This window comes from Hymenobacter sp., assembly GCF_036387835.1.
Taxonomy (GTDB): Bacteria; Bacteroidota; Bacteroidia; order Cytophagales; family Hymenobacteraceae; genus Hymenobacter.
This window is the reverse complement of sequence record NZ_DASVSY010000045.1, coordinates 51,535-68,491: the sequence shown is the minus strand read 5'-3', so window position 1 is coordinate 68,491 and position 16,957 is coordinate 51,535. Positions and strand designations below refer to the sequence as shown.

The window sequence follows — 16,957 nt, the reverse complement described above, 5'->3', positions numbered from 1 at the left end:
CCTCCAGCAGCCGCGACAAGCCGGTGGCCGTCGTCGGCCCCGTTGAACTCAGCAAATAATCCGTGTACAAGTCCAGCGTGCAACTCTTCATAAGCCTACTAAACGCGAAACCCCATCTGACGACTGCGTAACATCAGTTATTTACATAGTAGTCTATAACAAGCTTTGGCTTTCTCTCACTAGGTGTACTGAATGAGGGTTTTGAAAACCTATAAATAGGCCGCAGAGAGTGTAAAAAGGAACATGAAAGGCAGGTGTCATTTTTTCGAATTAGGTAAATAAAAAAAGCGGCATCTAAATTATTAGATACCGCTTTCTTATCAATTCCATGTTCACTAGAAATTCCGCTCCCCGGTTTCGCGCTTGCCTAGCATCACAGCCCCCACCATGGCCACTAGCAACAGGATAGAAGCTAGCTCGAAGGGCAATTTATATGTGGTAAACAGTACCATGCCGAGCTTGTCAACCATCCCGATTTGTGAATTGAATGTGGCCTCGTTCACAGCGGGTAGCTGGATGTTGCGCAGGGCGGCAATCATGATGAGGAACAACGAGCCACCGGCAATGGCTGCCGCAATTTTGGCTAGTGCTGGTTTATGAGGTTCCGTGTCCACGTTCAAGTTCAGGAACATAATCACAAACAAGAACAGCACCATAATGGCACCGGCATACACGATGATGTTCACCGCTGCCAAGAACTGCGCGTTTAGCAGCAAGTAGTGTCCTGAGAGCGAGAAGAATGTCAGAATCAGGAACAGCACGCTGTGTATCGGATTCTTGGCAAACACCACGCCTAGCGCGCTTAGCAGTGCTACGAAAGACAGAAAGAGGAAGATTGGAGACATTTCAGGTGTTTTTTGTTGTCCTGAGCTTGCAAGGATTTCGCTATGCTCAAGACAACAAATGTAGTAGTTACGCCGGTTGCTGAACCATCTTATTGCGGAGTGCCTCAGCTTGCTCTGGCGTAAGCTGGATGCCGCGCTCCGAACGTTTCGTGGGGTCAACAGGCTCTACAAGGCGGTCTTTGCCGTAAATGAACTCGTCGCGCTCGAAGCGTGGCGGGGCCATTTTGTCGGCTTGGAGATACACGGCGGCTTTCGGGCAGGCTTCTTCGCAGAGGCCGCAGAAGATACACCGCAGCATGTTCACTTCGTAGCTGATGGCGTACTTCTCTTCGCGGTAGAGGCCTTCTTCGCCTTTTTTCCGCTCGCCGGCTACCATCGTGATGGCTTCGGCGGGGCAGGCTACGGCGCAGAGGCCGCAGGCGGTGCACCGTTCCCGGCCCTGCTCGTCGCGCTTAAGCACGTGTAGGCCGCGGAAGATGGGGGAGAAGGGACGCACCTCTTCGGGGTAACGTACGGTGGCCTTCTTCATAAAGAAGTGGCGCATCGTGATGCTCAGACCCTGGAAGATAGCCGGCAAATAAGCCCGCTCCGCCAGTGTCATGGGCTTCTTTTCTAGTTTCTTGGCTCTATTGGTAAGAGGCTGCATGAGTCAGGTCAGTTACTTAATCACCCCGAACGTAATGAGTCCGCCGGTGATAAGAATGTTGATAACGGCCAGCGGAATCAGAATGGTCCAGCCGAGGCGCATCAGTTGGTCGTAGCGGAAGCGCGGGAGAGTCCAGCGAATCCACATGAAGAAGAAGATAAAGGCGAAAATTTTAGCGAACAGCAACACCGTGCCGAGCGCCGTAATCAGGTTTTGCGCCGAAGCTAATTCCCAACCTTGGCTGCTCGCCAACCAGTTGCGCAACTCGTATTGGAAGGGGAAGTTGAAACCACCAAAGTACAGTACGCTCATCACAGCCGAAACCACGAAGATGTTCACGTACTCCGAGAACAGGTACAAGCCCAATTTCATCGACGAGTATTCGGTGTGATATCCACCTACCAATTCGGTTTCGCATTCGGGCAAGTCAAACGGCGTACGGTTGGTTTCAGCGAAGGCGCATACCAAGAAGATGATGAAGCCTAAAGGCTGCTTCATGATGTTCCAGTTGAAGATGTCCTGCCACACAAAAGCACCTTCCGACGACTGTTGCAGCGTGATTTCGCGCAAGGAAAGCGTACCCGAAATCATCAGCACCGCAATCAGCGACAAGCCCATGGCTAGTTCGTAGCTGATGTTTTGCGAGGCCGCCCGAATAGCGCCGAGCAGTGAGAACTTGTTGTTGGAAGCCCAACCACCGATCATCACGCCGTACACGCCCAACGATACCACCCCAAATACCCACAGCATCCCAATATTCACCTCGATTCCTTGCAGGAAAAAGGCGTTGTTACCGAAGCTGAGGTTGTTGCCGAAGGGAATTACCGCCGACGACATCAAGGCCGTAATCATGGCCAGACAGGGGCCGAATACGAACAGCGCCTTGTTGGCGCCGCCGGGGAAAAACTCTTCCTTCGTAAACATCTTCACGGCGTCGGCTAGCGGCTGCGCCAAGCCGTAGGGGCCTGCGCGGTCCGGGCCAACCCGGTCCTGCAAAAACGCAGCAATAACACGCTCCGCATAGGTGCAATACGTTGCAATCAGCAACGAAAGCGCGAATACAACGAAGATGACAATGGATTGCCAACCAAGGGCGGGTAGTTCAATCATTTCTTTTAATTGTTGAATTGCTTAATTGTTAAATGGCTGATTGTGCAACAAATTGCCAGCAAACCAACAATTTAACAACTAAGCCATTTAACCAAGTTTCAGAGGTGGATTCTGCTGCAACTCGCGCTGCGTGCTGGCGGGCAAGTCAGCTATTACCGACTGATTCAGCACGGGCAACTCGTAGTGGTTGGCCGAAATTACCGAAGAACGGTCAATATGCGCGGGGCCTTCGATGGTCCAGTCTGCCGTTTCTTTTTTGTCGAAGCGGCATTCGTTGCAGATCCACTCTTTTACCTCGCCGTACTCGTTTTTGCGAGCCGTCACGCGGAGTACGTCTTTGCCTTTGTACCAGAGCGTTACGTTGCCGGTGCACTTCGGGCAGTCGCGGTGCGCGTTCACGGGCTTCGTGAACCACACGCGCTGCTTGAAGCGGAACGTTTTGTCGGTGAGGGCGCCTACCGGGCATACGTCGATGACGTTGCCAGAGAAGTCGTTGTCGATGATGTTCTCGATGTAGGTGCCGATTTCCGCCGCGTCACCGCGGCCAAGCACACCGTGTACGCGGCCGCCTTCCGAAATCTGGTCGGCGGTGTATACGCAACGGTAGCACAGAATGCAGCGCGTCATGTGCAACTGAATGAGCGGACCGATGTCGATTTTCTCGAACGTGCGGCGCTCTTCGCGGTAGCGGGTCGTGGACACGCCGTGCTCGAAGGCGAAATTCTGCAAATCGCACTCCCCGGCTTGGTCGCACACAGGGCAGTCTAACGGGTGATTGATGAGCAGCATTTCCACAATGCCTTTGCGCACGTCCAATACCTGCTCGGACTTGGTGTTTTCTACCACCATACCATCCTGCACAGGCGTTACGCACGATGCCACCAGTTTGGGCATCGGGCGTGGGTCTTTGGTAGAGCCAGCGGCTACACGCACCAAGCAAGCGCGGCATTTGCCGCCCGAGCCTTTCAGTGGCGTGTAGTAACACATAGCCGGAGGCACGATGCTACCACCGATTTGGCGGGCTGCGTTGAGGATAGTCGTTCCGTCCGGAACTTCCACCTCGATGCCGTCGAAAGTTATTTTAGCCATTGTAGGTTGAAGTCGTTTTGATTTCGACTGTTCAGCAAAACTAGAACGTCAGGCTGCGCTTTGTCGAAGCATCTCTACCGGGTTATTATAATCAGCATTGCAACGAAGCGGTAGAGATGCTTCGGCAAGCTCAGCCTGACGTTCTAAATTATACCAGCACCGATTTGCCTTGGTACACCGCGCCGGGTTGGGCAGCTTCCTTGGCGTGGGTTACGTGCCACTCAAACTCGTCACGGAAGTGACGCACGGCGGCAGCTACCGGCCAAGCAGCAGCTTCTCCGAGCGGGCAAATGGTGTTACCCTCGATTTGCTTAGCCACACTCACCAGCAAGTCGATGTCTTCCATGTGGCCGTGGCCGTGCTCCAAGCGGTGCAGAACCTTTTCCAGCCAGCCCGTGCCCTCACGGCAAGGTGAACATTGCCCGCACGACTCGTGGTGGTAGAAGCGGGAGAAGCTCCAAGTGTTGCGCACGATGCAAGTCGTCTCATCCATGGCAATGAAGCCACCTGAGCCGAGCATGGTACCCGTTACGAACCCGCCATCCGAAAGAGACTCGTAGCTCATGAGACGAGGCTCACCAGCAGCCGTTTTCAAAATCAACTCTTTGGGCAGAATCGGAACGGACGAACCACCAGCTACTACAGCTTTCAGTTCGCGGCCTTTCCAGATGCCACCACAGTATTCATCGGAGTAGATGAATTCCTCAACCGGCAAGCCCAACTCGATTTCGTAGATGCCAGGCTTGTTGAGGTGGCCGCAAGCCGAAAACAGCTTGGTACCCGTGCTCCGGCCAACGCCAATCTTCGCGTACTCCTCACCGCCATCATTCACGATAACCGGCACGGCCGCAATAGATTCCACGTTGTTTACCACCGTTGGGCGGGCGTAGAGGCCCTGCACCGCCGGGAATGGCGGCTTGTTGCGCGGGTTGCCCCGCTTGCCTTCCAACGATTCCAGCAAGGCGGTTTCTTCGCCACAGATATAAGCGCCGCCGCCCGGATGCACAAATAGGTCGAGGTCGTAGCCCGAACCCAAGATGTTTTTCCCGAGGAAACCAGCCGCATAGGCTTCTGCAATGGCTTTTTCCAGGATGCGCAGCACGTACAACAATTCGCCGCGGATGTAGATGTACGAAGAGTTTGCGCCAAGCGCATACGAACTCGTAATCATGCCTTCCACCAGCAAGTGCGGCAGCTTCGACATCAACTGGCGGTCCTTGAAGGTGCCCGGCTCCGATTCGTCGGCATTGCAGACGAGGTAGCGTGGCACACCTTCTGGCTTGGCCAGAAAGCTCCACTTCATACCGGTAGGGAAGCCTGCGCCGCCGCGCCCCCGGAGGCCCGACTTCTTCACTTCTTCCACCACCTCATCGGGCGTCATCGTCTTCAGCGCCTTCTCCACCGAGCGGTAACCACCATGTTTGCGGTATACCTCAAAGGTGTCGATGCCTTCAACGTTAATATGTTCGGTCAGCAGTTTGCGTCCCATAGTACGTAGCCGTTAGTTGTTCTCCAGCTTGGAAATACGGCCATCTTGGTCGTCAAGCCGGTGACGGGTTGCCTGCGCTTCTTCGCGAAAAGCAGACACCATAAACTCTGTGTTCTTGCGATTCTCCTCCATCAAAAGACGAAACTGGTCGTTTGTATGCTGCTGCTGTTTGAGCATCAGAGAAGCCATCTGTTGCAAGGCAGTTTTGACCTCACGCATGTCTCCTTTGATTTCGTGCATCTCGATGAGCATTTCCGATACAATCAGTGGCAGATCCTTATTCCTTTCGTCCATGATAGGCAGAGCTTAATTGTTAGCCAGGGCGTTCGGCAAGCCGGTTTCTTCCCACGGCAAAGCCGGACGGTGCACCTGATTGCGCAGCTCGGTGAGCATGGCATCCACAGCGGCCGGAGTATCAAGCTGTTCGTAGTATTTCTCCCGAACCTGCACGATAGGAGCGAAACCGCAAGCCGCTAAGCACTCCACTTCCTTAAGCGTAAACAGGCCATCAGGAGATGTAGCGCCGTTCACTTTGGCGCCGGTAATGCGCTCCAAGTGCTGTGTTAGCTCGTCGGAGCCGCGCAGCATGCAAGGACCCGTGCGGCATATTTCCAGCACGTGCTTGCCTACTGGCTTGAGGTTGAACATGGTGTAGAAAGACGACACCTCGTACACCTCAATCGGCTTGATGCCGATAACTTCGGCCACTAAATCCTGCACCTCAGGGCTCACCCAACCACCAAATTCGGCTTGCGCAATGTGCAGCACCGGCAGCAGCGCCGACTTGCGGCGCTCTGATGGATACTGCTTACAAATGCGCTCAATCTCCACCTTGGCGGCTTCGGAAAATTGCGGCTTAACGCTCGTCGTCTCCATTTACTTACTTGAAATCAACAAAAACTACGCGTCCAGCTCGCCAGCAATTACGTTCATCGACGACAAGGTCACGATGGCGTCGGAGAGGGTTTGACCCACTACCATTTCTGTGTAAGCCTGGTAGTAGATAAAACACGGACGGCGGAAGTGCAGGCGGTATGGCGTGCGGCCTCCATCGGAAACCAGGTAGAAACCTAGCTCGCCATTGCCACCTTCTACGCTGTGGTACACCTCTCCAACCGGGGCGTCGATTTCGCCCATGATGATTTTGAAGTGGTAAATCAGCGCCTCCATATTCTGGTACACAGCCTGCTTGGGAGGCAGGTAGAAGTGCGGCGCATCAGCGTGGTAAGGGCCTTCGGGTAGATTCTCCAGCGCCTGCTCGATGATGCGCAGGCTCTGCCAGATTTCCTCGTTGCGCACCATGAACCGGTCGTAGGTATCGCCCTTGGTGCCCACCGGAATTTCAAAATCGAAATCCTCGTAGCTGGAGTACGGGTTCATCACCCGCACGTCGTAGTCGACGCCGGCGGCGCGCAGGTTGGGACCAGTGAAACCGTAGTTGAGGGCGCGCTCGGCAGAAATACCACCTACGTCCACTACCCGGTCCATGAAGATGCGGTTGCGGTTGAACATCGTCTCGAACTCGCGCATCACAGCCGGGAACGACTTCAGCCAAGCCCGCAGCTTCTGAATGGCTACGGGTGTGAAGTCGCGCTCCATGCCGCCTACGCGGCCCATGTTGGTGGTCAGGCGGGCGCCGCTTACTTCCTCGTAAATCTCGTATACCTTCTCCCGCTCGTCCATTAGGTAGAGGAAGCCGGTGAAAGCACCCGTGTCCACACCGAGGATACCGTTGCAGATAAGGTGGTCGGTGATGCGGGCTAGCTCCATCAGAATCACGCGCATGTATTGGGCACGTTTCGGAACGGTCACGCCGAGCAGCTTCTCTACCGTCATGTGCCAGCCCATGTTGTTGATGGGCGACGAACAGTAGTTCATCCGGTCGGTGAGGGGCGTAATCTGGTAGAACGGCCGACGCTCCGCAATTTTCTCGAAAGCGCGGTGGATATAGCCAATCGTAGGCACGCCCGACACAATCCGCTCCCCATCCATCTGCAGAATGTTCTGGAAGATGCCGTGGGTAGCAGGGTGGGTGGGCCCGAGATTGAGCGTGGTTAGCTCCTGGTTGAAGTCGTTGACGGTTGGGGCCAGCGGATGAAGATTGGGCCGTTGCTCTTCGGCCTCTTCAACAATCTTGCGGGTGCCTTCCAGCGTGTCGTTTACTGCCATAATATGGGTATCCGGGGCCTAGCGGCCGAAGAATAAGTCGGTTTTGTCTTCACGGGTACCATCTTCCAGCGCGTACTGTTTGCGCATGGGATGGTAGTCCATGTCTTCCACATTGAGGATGCGGATCAAATTAGGGTGCCCAACCGCAATAATGCCGTAGAAATCGAACGCCTCGCGCTCCATCCAGTTGGCGGCAGAATATAGGTCAGTCAACGTGGGCACGTGCGGGTCGCCGATGGGGAAGAAAATCTTCAACCGCAACCGGATGTTGTGCACCAAGCTGTGCAGCATGTATACCATGCCTAACTCCTGGTCCTTACGGTCAGGAAAGTGCATGCCGCACATGGTGGTCAGGAAGTTGAGCTGCAACTCCTGGTCCTGCTGTAGGCCAGCAATGATATCGTGAATTCGCTCCCGTGTTGTGGTGACGGTCAGAAAGCCGTACGGTTCCTCCACATCGGTGAAGGCATCTTGCCCAAACAAACGATGCAGAAGGTCGAGCAATTGCTTGTTCTTCTGCGCAGCCGGATCGAGAGCAGCAGCGGTTTCCTGAGCGTCGGGTGATTCTACGGTTGGGTCAGCCATTATTGGAGGAGCTAGAAGCTAGGAGACAGGAGTTAGGAACCGTTGAATTAAAGTAGATTTCAGCTCCTAACTCCTGTCTCCTAGCTCCTTATTTAATGTTGTAAGAAGCCAGCAAAGCTTGATATTCGGGCGAGTTACGACGGCGTACCGACTCGTTTTTGGCGAGATCCTGCACGCGCATCAAACCGTCGAGCACTTGCTCAGGGCGAGGCGGGCAGCCCGGCACGTACACGTCAACCGGGATAATCCGGTCGATGCCTTGCAGTACAGAATAGGTATCGAAGATACCGCCTGAGGAGGCGCAAGCACCCATGGCGAGTACCCAACGGGGCTCGGCCATCTGCTCGTACACCTGCTTCACGATGGGCGCCATTTTCTTAGCAATCGTACCCATTACCATCAGCAGGTCGGCCTGCCGGGGAGAGAAGCTAGGACGCTCGGAACCGAAGCGCGAAATATCGTAGCGGGAGCCCATAGTAGCCATGAACTCGATACCGCAGCACGAGGTAGCGAAAGGCAGGGGCCAGAGGGAGTTGGCGCGAGCAATACCCACTACTTTCTCCAACGATGTGGCAAAGAAGCCAGCACCCTCAATACCTTCCGGGGCCTCTACAGTTTTGATTTCAGGAACTCTATTATCCATGAGTGAAAGTCAGATTGAAGGAGCATAAACCTCTCTTTGCCAACACCAGCCAGCCAATAAAGGTTTGCTTGCTTACGCCTCGTTCCAGCGTAAAATACCTTTTTTGATGACGTAGCCGAAGCCCGCCAGTAGCAGCGCCAAGAACACCACCATTTCAATGAAGCCATCGGTACCCAAAGCCCGGAAGTTCACCGCCCAAGGATACATAAAGATGACTTCCACGTCGAAAAGTACAAACAGAATGGCCGTGAGGAAGTATTTCACCGAAATTGGCGTCCGGGCATTGCCCACCGACTCGATACCGCACTCAAAGGCTTCATCCTTCACCACGCTCTTACGGCGCGGACCTAATAAGTGAGAAGTAATCATGGCAAAAGCCACGAAAGCAACCGCCAGCCCAAACTGCACGATGATGGGCAGAAAGTCCTGCGGCTGATAGTTGGTAGTTACAGCGAGAAGCATAGACAGCAACGGGAAAAGGCCGTTCAGGAACGGCGTTGAAGGGCAAAGGTAACGCGAAAAGCGGGCGGAACAAAGGTGAAATCAGCCAGCAATGGAAAGGCGTGTGTACTCTCTCTTAATGTTAAGCTAAGTAATAGGTATCCTGTTCAGATTCAACTAGGATAAAACCTAAAAAGCCGCTCCAGTTTCCTGAAGCGGCTTTTATTGCTTGTAACTTGCAGCTTAGAATCCGCCCTGACCGGTTACGTTCAGGTTTTCGCCGGTTTCTACGCCCATGAAGGGGTAGCGGTAATCAACGGGCGGCACGAAGGTTTCCTTAATGGCGCGCGGCGACACCCAACGGAGCAGGTTGAGGATAGAGCCGGCTTTGTCGTTGGTGCCGGAAGCGCGGGCCCCGCCGAACGGCTGCTGGCCCACTACTGCGCCGGTCGGCTTGTCGTTGATGTAGAAGTTGCCGGCCGCATTCACGAGGCGCTTCGAGGCTAGGTCGATGGCGTAACGGTCTTGGGCGAAGATGGCGCCGGTGAGGGCGTAGGGCGAGGTGCCATCTACAAGGTCCAAGGTTTTCTCGAATTCCTGCGAGTCGTAGACGTGCAGCGTGAGGACAGGGCCAAACAGCTCTTCGCACATGGTTACGTATTGCGGATTTTTGGCGACGATAATGGTGGGCTCGATGAAGTAGCCTTTCGACTTATCGTAGTTACCGCCGGCAATGATGTCAACGGTTTCGTCTTGCTTGGCTACATCAATGTAGCGGGCCAGCTTGTCGAAGGAGCCTTCGGTGATAACGGCGTTGATATAGTTCGAGAAGTCTTCTACATCGCCCATTTTGAACGACTTCAAATCTTCCTGCAGATACCCTTTCACCTCGTCCCAAATATTACTCGGGATGTATACCCGACTCGCGGCCGAGCACTTCTGGCCCTGGTACTCGAACGCCCCGCGGCTAATAGCCGTGGCTACCTGGCGTGGGTGCGCCGAGTGATGGGCCAAAATGAAGTCTTTACCGCCGGTTTCGCCCACAATGCGCGGGTAGCTCTTGTAGGTGGTGATGTTCTGGCCAATAGTCTTCCAGATCTGCTGGAATACGCCCGTGGAGCCGGTGAAGTGAATACCGGCAAAGTCGGGGTGGGAGAAGATAACCTCGCCAGCTACGGGGCCATCTACATAGATCAGGTTGATAACACCATCGGGCAGGCCAGCTTCCTTGAACAGCTCCATCAGCACCTGCGCCGAATAGATTTGCGGGTAAGCAGGCTTCCACACCACCACGTTGCCCATCATAGCCACCGAGGCAGGCAGGTTAGCGGCAATAGAAGTGAAATTGAAGGGGGTGAGAGCAAACACGAAACCTTCCAGCGGCCGGTGCTCCAGGCGGTTCCACATGCCCGGTGACGACACCGGCTGCTGCGTGTAGATTTCCTGCATGAAGTGCACGTTGTAGCGGAAAAAGTCGATTAGCTCGCAAGCCGCATCGATTTCTGCCTGATAGGCGTTCTTGCTTTGGCCCAACATAGTAGCTGCATTGAGCCGCGCGCGGTAAGGGCCCGCCAGCAGTTCGGCCGCTTTTAAGAAGATAGAGGCGCGGTGTTCCCACGGCAACTCAGCCCAACTGGTGCGGGCAGCCAGGGCGGCGTCAATAGCCTGCGTTACGTGCGAGGCATCGCCTTCGTGGAACTGGCCGAGCAGGTGCTGGTGGTCGTGGGGCGGCGTGATATCCTTGGTGTTGCCGGTGCGCACTTCCTGACCACCGATATACATCGGGATGTCGCGCTGCACCTGCTTTAACTCTTTTATGGCTTTGAGCAGCTCCAGACGCTCGGGCGAGTTGGGCGCATAGCCTTTCACAGGCTCATTTACGGGAGTAGGAACGTTGAAAAAGGCGTTGGACATGGGTGGTATTGCTAATTATTAGTTTGTGGTTTCGAATTAGGAAGGGTAGGCAAAGGTAGCCACCCGTTAGAAATGATGCGAGGAGCCGGGCACGAGGTACATTCCACCTTTTCATATCTGTGTACCTCAACCTTACCCAACACTCTATCCGTACGCTTGAGTATGCCTGATGCTACTACTTCTGCTATGCCTACTGCTACGTATACCAACCCTATCTGGAACGACGACTTTCCGGACCCCACCATTATACGGTCAACAGACGGCTGGTATTACGCTTATGGCACCCAAACCAAACGCCAGGGCGCCATCATCAACATACAGGTGGCCCGCTCTGCCAACCTTGTGCAGTGGGAGTATCTAGGCGATGCGCTGCCCGTAAAACCCATATGGGCCAGCAACACCCAAAAGCTGTGGGCCCCGCACGTAAGCGAGCACCAAGGCCGTTACTACCTGTACTATTCGGCGCTGCCCGATGCCGACGAAGGCCTCTGCCTGGCCGTAGCTACTGCCGATGCACCTGCCGGTCCCTTCACGGATATAGGGGCACCGCTGCTCTGCGGCTCTGGCTTTCTCAACATTGACCCCATGGCCTTCGACGATCCGGCCACCGGTAAGCGCCTACTATATTGGGGCTCCGGTTTCGGTCCTCTGATGGTGCGTGAACTAGCCGAAGACCGTATTTCTTTTAATCCCGATGCTGAAACGCATATCTTGATTCAGCCAGCTGGTGCCGGCGACCCGAAACGCTACGATCAACTCATAGAAGGCAGTTGGGTGGTACTGCGCGACGGGTGGTACTACCTGTTCTACTCCGGCAACAACTGCTGCGGCGACGATGCCCACTATGGCGTGCTCGTCGCTCGATCCCGCGCCGCCACCGGCCCCTTCGAAACCCTGGCTGAAACCACCGAAAATCCTTACGCCATGCTGCTCGAAGGCAACGAACACTGGCTGGCTCCTGGTCACAACTGTGTAGTAACCGATGCCGCTGATCAAGACTGGCTAGCTTACCACGCTATTGATGTGCGGCAACCCAAGTTCGACGCCATCGACCCCGACCAAGGCTTCTCCCGCCGCGTTATGCTGCTCGACCGTTTAGAATATGTGGCTGGCTGGCCCCGGCTGGTGACGGGTGGTACCCCATCGTGGGAAGCGCAGGAACGGCCCGCGACCAGACAACCAAAAATTTAAGGCCTTGCCTAATAATTATCCGTTGCACTGATAAATGCAGTGGAGGCAGTATTAAGTAAAGTAGGTAAATCTTGAAACACGATAAATTCAGTAAATGACAATAGCCTAATGAGCAGTATTAGCTGCTCATTAGGCTATTGTCATTTATGGCGCTACGTGTATACCTACCGCGTTGCGCCGTATTTAGTAATGGTGCCTATTTCAATAAGTGCTTGCCGAAAACCGTCCGGTTAGTCGTTTCTTACTTACAAAGAGTACCCGTAGCGCTGTATGCAAGGTTTCCAGTAGTCTTGGTGATACTGAATCCAGGCATGGACGCCGAACGGCATTGTGCTGTTGTCCTGGTTATTGAAGGGTAGATTTTCTGCTTCCCAATTGGTATTGAAATCCGCGCCGAAATGTTCGGCTAATGATTTAGGTGGTATGCTGAAGTTTGGCTCAAGCTTCGGAAAGTGTAGAGAAACAAAAACATCATCTAAGAAGATGCGATTCAGTTTTTTGTTTGTCCAAAGAAACAAGTCGATGTACTTCTTGTATCTAGAAGTAATACGATAAAACGTACTAGTTTTCTTAAGGCAAAAACCACCGGCGCCTACGTAAGTAGGAAAGTTAAATCCTATCAAGTTTCGCCAGAAAGTCTTTGGCTTACTGTAGCCATTGTTGTAGATAACGGCCCCGATATAGTCGTGATTAAGCGCGCACCATTCCTCTAGTTCATCCCGAAACACAAAGGCATCCAGGTGACAAATCAGCATGTATTCGTACGCCAAGAACCGCTGATAGAACACGGGAGAAATCATCATCTCCGCGAATGCCTGCCATCCCTTCCATTCGAAGCGCTCGAAAAATATTTGCGCTTTGTCACGGCAGAACTCTTCGTACCACTGAGTGTTGAGCCCGGTGGGAGTCATGAAAGTGATTGGGTAGCTGTGCAGGACAGCCAACGTTTGGGAAAGCGAGATTTTTTCCAGCTCCGAAGGCTCCTCCTTATGGATGGGGATTACAACTGTGACAACAGACTTTTTCGAGAGTATGGGGCCATCAACCGTACGTTTCTTACGTACGCGGGTGCTGTGGTCGCCCACCAAAGGGAAGGATATCATGACAACAGATGTGGAAAGTGTGGTGTACGGGAAGGCAAAAGGGGCGGTTGGTACTGAGCGTAATTTGTAATAGTCTAATCTGCAATAATTAAGCCCTTCTATTAATTTCTATTAAAAATAGAAGATTAGTTATGAGATTTCAAGCATTGAAGCTAAAAAATATCATTAATGTATGAATAATTATATTCTTTTGATCTCGTATCTCATCTAGTCCCCTAAATAAAGGCTTTTATGAAGATTTGATGAGTATTATTTATATAGTGAAATTTAGCCTATTTCTAGAGGGTCCCTTTGGCTTGATTCATCTGAAAAGGCCGCTGTACAGATAAAATAAGCATCCTGCGTGCTGACACCGGAGTAGTAAATAATCCTACTATACTAATAGGATGCCCAGAATAACCTTAATTGGTAATTAAACTTTTCAAATGCCATCTATCAAAAATTATCCCTAATCAGCACTTGTTATTATATATAAAGTATGTGCACACTACAACTACTTCCTCTTTGTAACGCCGATTGCAATGAATCTGCTTGTTGCTTCCAGCCAACCAAGAACGACTGTTGTAGCAAATAGCAAATTCTGTAGCTCCCAAAGCTGGAAGCTACAGCAGGACGAATGCGTCCCTTACTTGCTGCTCCAATGCCCCCATCGAAGCAGTGTTGTACAAGGTGGCCGCGAAGTGTGGGTAGGCATCCAAAGCCGTTTCGCTCGGGTGATTGTCATCGCGGGTGCCGTCGCCGCGTTGCAGGAGTGGGTCGCCTTCTACGCGGAGCATCAGGCCACCACGGCCACGAATGAGGTCGGCTTCGTTGGGGAAGCGTACATCTGGGATTAGGATAAACTGATTGGCGGGTAAACGGGAGAAGAAGGCCTGGACCCAAATATTCGGCTCCCACTGGCGAAGCGCTAAGCCTACCTGCTGGAGCATTTCGCCGCGCGTGCGGCCAAAAGCCGGTAGCAACTCCGTTTTGCCTTGCTGTGAAAAGTAAGGCGCTACCTCTTCGCCGGCTAGAGCGGCACACACCGCCTTAATTGGCTCACCTACGGAGCGAACTTGCCACTGGCGCTCTGGTTGTAATTGCTGTATAAGGTGCGCTACTGTGTCCTTGCCGCTACCCCGGCGACCCGAAAAGCCAATCAAGTGTACCATGCCGAACAAAGGTCAACAGATTCGCCCTTAATTTTCTTCAGCTAAGAAGGGTTGGTCTTAGTCACTGTGATTTTAAATCTTGAAGAGCTTTAAAACCGGTTTATAAATGCTACAAAAACGACTTCAACTCGCTCAAACAGCTTATTTCGTAAGTGGTAGCGGCGAAGTGACGGCGCTTTTCGGGGTTGAAATACACTTGGTCGATGCCCACGTTGTGGGCGCCTAGCACGTCACATTCCAGGTTGTCGCCTATCATGAGGCTCTCGGTAGCTTTAGCACCGGTCCGTTCTAGGGCGTGCTGGAAAATGCGGGAATCGGGCTTGAGGTGACCGCAGCACTCGGAGGTGATAATCTCCTGGAAATAGCTGGTAAGGCCGGCCGAGTCGAGCTTGGTGTACTGCATGTCGCGGAAGCCATTGGTAATAAGGTGCAGCGCGTACTTAGGCTTCAGGTATTCGAGTACCTCGAACGTGAACGGAAACACCGCCGACTTCAACGGCAGAATGTCGGTGAACTGTTCGGAAAGCCCCGCCGGTGCATCGGCTTCCTGCAGCCCCAACTTCACGAAAGTGCGCGGAAAACGGGTGGCACGGAGCTGCTGCTGCGTGATCTTGTTGCTCTGATACAACCGCCACAGGCCGTGATTGATGTCACTATAGACCTGAATGAACTCGTCTACTGTAAACACGCCGTAGCGGGCCATATCGTGGTCCGCGTACAACTGCCGCAACGTTTCGTTGGCATTGGTTTCGAAGTCATACAGCGTATGATCTAAGTCGAAGAAGAGGTGACGGTACGGTTTCAATTACGAAGTCTGAATTAAGAATTAAGAAACTGGCGACAGGTGCTTGGTTATTAAAACACTGCGCTTTTCTGAGAGTTAAAACTACTGGAGCTCTGCTGCCACAAACCAGCGTAAGCCAAGCCGTAGGCTAGTCTCCCTCTAGCAACAACCGCTTAACCGGGTGATGCTCGCCGATATGCTCACGTACGATGTCGGCGGCGTCTTTGGGCTTTACGTCGCCATACCAAACGCCGTCCGGATAGACGATTACCGCCGCGCCAGAGCCTTTTTTACAGTGCTTACACTGGTCGAGGCAACTACAGGTTTGTACGCGGGTTTTGTGTTTTTCGCCCTTGCGCACCACTGATTTCAGGTCCTGCTTCTTCAGTTCAATTTTCAGTGCCCGCGCCACATCTTTGCCGACTTCGGTCTTTTGGGCATTACATACGAATAAGTGAATCACTGACTTCAAGGATTAAGCAACTGGCACCGGGAACGGAACGAGCCTGGATTTGGTAGAACAAATGCCAGGGCGCTTGCCCCAAACAAGCTAACTTTCCGTGGGGGTGCCGGTCCAGCGGCGGTTTTCAAGCTTATACGCGGCCAGTTCCCGGTTCGACCAGAGCGTTAAATAAATCTGCTGGTCGCGTACGAGTTGCGGGTCGCGTTCCATGTAGCCTAACAGTTGCTGCACTAGCTCGGTGCCTTCGCCTTCAATGAAGTAAAACATCCAATTGTCGAGGCGCCGGAAGTTCACCAGGCCCGCATTTTTTAGGTACAGTAATTGACGCGACGTTTTGGTTTGGGTGAAGTCGAGCACCTGTTCCAGGTCGGAGATGCACATTTCCTGGTTGCGCCAAAGCAAGTGCAGGATGCGCACCCGGCTTTCGTCGCCGATGGCTTTAAATAGTTGCTGGCCAAATGCAACGCTAATGTGTTTGAGGCGCATCTTTAAACGAACGACAGAGAAGGTGGCCCGGAGTGGGCCGTAGCAAATTTAAGCTAAACCCGGCAGCGACCCCCAAAGAACCCGTATACTTGTAGTCAGTAATTCCCCCTATGTCTGTAGCAGTTCGATTTTATTTTTCGCTGGCTATCTGCTTGTTGCTGTTAGCCGGACTAGCCCCGACGGCCGCACGGGCGCAAGGCCAGGCGCGCGTGGTGCAGTTCACAGGCATTGTGGCCACCGGCGACTCGTTGCTAGGCGTGCCCGGCGCCACAGTATTTGTGCCCAAAGCCGGCCGTGGCACCGCCACCAACGCCTACGGCTACTTTTCGATACCCGTGCTTACGGGTGACAGTATTGTTATTCGCAGCCTGGGCTACCGCAATCAGTATGTGGTTATTCCGCCGGATTACCAGCGTGAGAGCTACTCGATCATTGTGACGCTGCGTGAAGATGCTACCGTACTACCCGAAGTCCGCATCTTTCCTTATTCCACTGAAAAGGCTTTCAAAGAAGCGTTTCTGGCTCTGCGTCTGCCGAAAGAAAAAGGCTCCAGCGCCGCTGAAAACCTGAACGAGGATATTCTGCGCCGCATTTTCAACAATGCCCCCGTCACCAGCATGGGCAACTACCGCCAGACCATGCAGCTGCAGCAGTTAGAGCAGCAACGCCGCATGGGGATGGGCCCCTCGTTGCAAAGCAACAATCCGCTGTTGAACCCTTTCAGTTGGTTGCAGCTGATAAAGCAGGTTAAGGATGGCGAGTTCAAGAAGAAAGAAGGCGAGGACTACTAAAGAGCAATTGAGTAGGTAAGTATCTGAGTGGAAACCACTAGCGCGCACGCCTATCCG

At 53.3% G+C, this 16,957-nt stretch carries 19 protein-coding genes; 2 read left to right on the top strand and 17 right to left on the bottom strand.

Annotation, left to right across the window (positions count from 1 at the left end; all coding sequences use genetic code 11):
• Positions 1–335: 335 nt before the first annotated feature.
• The 12 genes from VF639_RS09580 to pruA all read right to left on the bottom strand — a co-directional run bounded on the left by VF639_RS09580 (position 336) and on the right by pruA (position 10,931).
• Complete coding sequence (locus tag VF639_RS09580; protein WP_331145673.1) at positions 336–845, bottom strand: NADH-quinone oxidoreductase subunit J family protein; 510 nt, start codon at positions 843–845, stop codon at positions 336–338.
• A gap of 67 nt (positions 846–912) precedes the next feature.
• Positions 913–1,491, bottom strand: a complete 579-nt coding sequence (locus VF639_RS09575; protein WP_022824378.1) for a NuoI/complex I 23 kDa subunit family protein — start codon at positions 1,489–1,491, stop codon at positions 913–915.
• A 12-nt stretch (positions 1,492–1,503) separates the two neighbouring features.
• Positions 1,504–2,598, bottom strand: coding sequence for an NADH-quinone oxidoreductase subunit NuoH (nuoH, locus tag VF639_RS09570; protein ID WP_331145674.1), 1,095 nt, complete (start codon positions 2,596–2,598; stop codon positions 1,504–1,506).
• A gap of 90 nt (positions 2,599–2,688) precedes the next feature.
• A complete protein-coding gene (locus VF639_RS09565; protein WP_331145672.1) occupies positions 2,689–3,690 on the bottom strand; it encodes an NADH-quinone oxidoreductase subunit G in 1,002 nt (333 codons plus the stop codon).
• Between the two features lie 148 nt (positions 3,691–3,838).
• A complete protein-coding gene (gene nuoF, locus VF639_RS09560; protein ID WP_331145671.1) occupies positions 3,839–5,179 on the bottom strand; it encodes an NADH-quinone oxidoreductase subunit NuoF in 1,341 nt (446 codons plus the stop codon).
• Between the two features lie 12 nt (positions 5,180–5,191).
• Positions 5,192–5,473, bottom strand: coding sequence for a hypothetical protein (locus VF639_RS09555; RefSeq protein ID WP_331145670.1), 282 nt, complete (start codon positions 5,471–5,473; stop codon positions 5,192–5,194).
• A gap of 12 nt (positions 5,474–5,485) precedes the next feature.
• Positions 5,486–6,055 (bottom strand): NADH-quinone oxidoreductase subunit NuoE family protein, encoded by a 570-nt coding sequence (locus VF639_RS09550; protein WP_331145669.1) that lies wholly within the window; start codon positions 6,053–6,055, stop codon positions 5,486–5,488.
• A 24-nt stretch (positions 6,056–6,079) separates the two neighbouring features.
• Complete coding sequence (locus VF639_RS09545) at positions 6,080–7,348, bottom strand: NADH-quinone oxidoreductase subunit D (protein WP_331145668.1); 1,269 nt, start codon at positions 7,346–7,348, stop codon at positions 6,080–6,082.
• 18 nt (positions 7,349–7,366) lie between these two features.
• Positions 7,367–7,933, bottom strand: a complete 567-nt coding sequence (locus VF639_RS09540) for an NADH-quinone oxidoreductase subunit C (RefSeq protein ID WP_331145667.1) — start codon at positions 7,931–7,933, stop codon at positions 7,367–7,369.
• 88 nt (positions 7,934–8,021) lie between these two features.
• Positions 8,022–8,576 carry an NADH-quinone oxidoreductase subunit B gene (locus tag VF639_RS09535; RefSeq protein WP_331145666.1) on the bottom strand — a complete coding sequence of 185 codons (555 nt, stop codon included), beginning with the start codon at positions 8,574–8,576 and terminating at the stop codon, positions 8,022–8,024.
• A 72-nt stretch (positions 8,577–8,648) separates the two neighbouring features.
• Positions 8,649–9,038: an NADH-quinone oxidoreductase subunit A gene (locus tag VF639_RS09530; RefSeq protein WP_243799877.1), complete on the bottom strand. Its 390-nt coding sequence runs from the start codon at positions 9,036–9,038 to the stop codon at positions 8,649–8,651.
• A 222-nt stretch (positions 9,039–9,260) separates the two neighbouring features.
• Complete coding sequence (gene pruA / locus VF639_RS09525; RefSeq protein ID WP_331145665.1) at positions 9,261–10,931, bottom strand: L-glutamate gamma-semialdehyde dehydrogenase; 1,671 nt, start codon at positions 10,929–10,931, stop codon at positions 9,261–9,263.
• 162 nt (positions 10,932–11,093) lie between these two features.
• Here pruA and VF639_RS09520 point away from each other — a divergent pair, with 162 nt between their 5' ends.
• Positions 11,094–12,122, top strand: a complete 1,029-nt coding sequence (locus tag VF639_RS09520; RefSeq protein ID WP_331145664.1) for a glycoside hydrolase family 43 protein — start codon at positions 11,094–11,096, stop codon at positions 12,120–12,122.
• A 245-nt stretch (positions 12,123–12,367) separates the two neighbouring features.
• Here the strand turns inward: VF639_RS09520 and VF639_RS09515 are convergent, their stop codons facing one another.
• The 5 genes from VF639_RS09515 to VF639_RS09495 all read right to left on the bottom strand — a co-directional run bounded on the left by VF639_RS09515 (position 12,368) and on the right by VF639_RS09495 (position 16,109).
• A complete protein-coding gene (locus VF639_RS09515; RefSeq protein ID WP_331145663.1) occupies positions 12,368–13,225 on the bottom strand; it encodes a DUF5672 family protein in 858 nt (285 codons plus the stop codon).
• A 602-nt stretch (positions 13,226–13,827) separates the two neighbouring features.
• Positions 13,828–14,376: a hypothetical protein gene (locus VF639_RS09510; protein ID WP_331145662.1), complete on the bottom strand. Its 549-nt coding sequence runs from the start codon at positions 14,374–14,376 to the stop codon at positions 13,828–13,830.
• 109 nt (positions 14,377–14,485) lie between these two features.
• Positions 14,486–15,181, bottom strand: coding sequence for a YjjG family noncanonical pyrimidine nucleotidase (locus VF639_RS09505; protein ID WP_331145661.1), 696 nt, complete (start codon positions 15,179–15,181; stop codon positions 14,486–14,488).
• A 127-nt stretch (positions 15,182–15,308) separates the two neighbouring features.
• On the bottom strand, positions 15,309–15,623 hold the full coding sequence (locus VF639_RS09500) for a (2Fe-2S) ferredoxin domain-containing protein (RefSeq protein WP_331145660.1): 315 nt from the start codon (positions 15,621–15,623) through the stop codon (positions 15,309–15,311).
• Positions 15,624–15,710: 87 nt separating this feature from the next.
• The gene (locus tag VF639_RS09495) at positions 15,711–16,109 is read right to left on the bottom strand and encodes an ArsR/SmtB family transcription factor (protein WP_331145659.1); all 399 of its coding nucleotides are present in this window, start codon (positions 16,107–16,109) and stop codon (positions 15,711–15,713) included.
• Positions 16,110–16,219: 110 nt separating this feature from the next.
• On the opposite strand from VF639_RS09495, the gene VF639_RS09490 reads away from it, so the two are divergent.
• On the top strand, positions 16,220–16,900 hold the full coding sequence (locus tag VF639_RS09490; RefSeq protein ID WP_331145658.1) for a carboxypeptidase-like regulatory domain-containing protein: 681 nt from the start codon (positions 16,220–16,222) through the stop codon (positions 16,898–16,900).
• The last annotated feature ends 57 nt before the right edge of the window (positions 16,901–16,957 follow it).

Coding starts and splice junctions, on each gene's coding strand:
- VF639_RS09580 (WP_331145673.1), bottom strand. CDS start 845: ATGTCTCCAATCTTCCTCTTTCTGTCTTTCGTAGCACTGCTAAGCGCG.
- VF639_RS09575 (WP_022824378.1), bottom strand. CDS start 1,491: ATGCAGCCTCTTACCAATAGAGCCAAGAAACTAGAAAAGAAGCCCATG.
- VF639_RS09565 (WP_331145672.1), bottom strand. CDS start 3,690: ATGGCTAAAATAACTTTCGACGGCATCGAGGTGGAAGTTCCGGACGGA.
- nuoF (WP_331145671.1), bottom strand. CDS start 5,179: ATGGGACGCAAACTGCTGACCGAACATATTAACGTTGAAGGCATCGAC.
- VF639_RS09555 (WP_331145670.1), bottom strand. CDS start 5,473: ATGGACGAAAGGAATAAGGATCTGCCACTGATTGTATCGGAAATGCTC.
- VF639_RS09550 (WP_331145669.1), bottom strand. CDS start 6,055: ATGGAGACGACGAGCGTTAAGCCGCAATTTTCCGAAGCCGCCAAGGTG.
- VF639_RS09545 (WP_331145668.1), bottom strand. CDS start 7,348: ATGGCAGTAAACGACACGCTGGAAGGCACCCGCAAGATTGTTGAAGAG.
- VF639_RS09540 (WP_331145667.1), bottom strand. CDS start 7,933: ATGGCTGACCCAACCGTAGAATCACCCGACGCTCAGGAAACCGCTGCT.
- VF639_RS09535 (WP_331145666.1), bottom strand. CDS start 8,576: ATGGATAATAGAGTTCCTGAAATCAAAACTGTAGAGGCCCCGGAAGGT.
- VF639_RS09530 (WP_243799877.1), bottom strand. CDS start 9,038: ATGCTTCTCGCTGTAACTACCAACTATCAGCCGCAGGACTTTCTGCCC.
- pruA (WP_331145665.1), bottom strand. CDS start 10,931: ATGTCCAACGCCTTTTTCAACGTTCCTACTCCCGTAAATGAGCCTGTG.
- VF639_RS09520 (WP_331145664.1), top strand. CDS start 11,094: ATGCCTGATGCTACTACTTCTGCTATGCCTACTGCTACGTATACCAAC.
- VF639_RS09515 (WP_331145663.1), bottom strand. CDS start 13,225: ATGATATCCTTCCCTTTGGTGGGCGACCACAGCACCCGCGTACGTAAG.
- VF639_RS09510 (WP_331145662.1), bottom strand. CDS start 14,376: ATGGTACACTTGATTGGCTTTTCGGGTCGCCGGGGTAGCGGCAAGGAC.
- VF639_RS09495 (WP_331145659.1), bottom strand. CDS start 16,109: ATGCGCCTCAAACACATTAGCGTTGCATTTGGCCAGCAACTATTTAAA.
- VF639_RS09490 (WP_331145658.1), top strand. CDS start 16,220: ATGTCTGTAGCAGTTCGATTTTATTTTTCGCTGGCTATCTGCTTGTTG.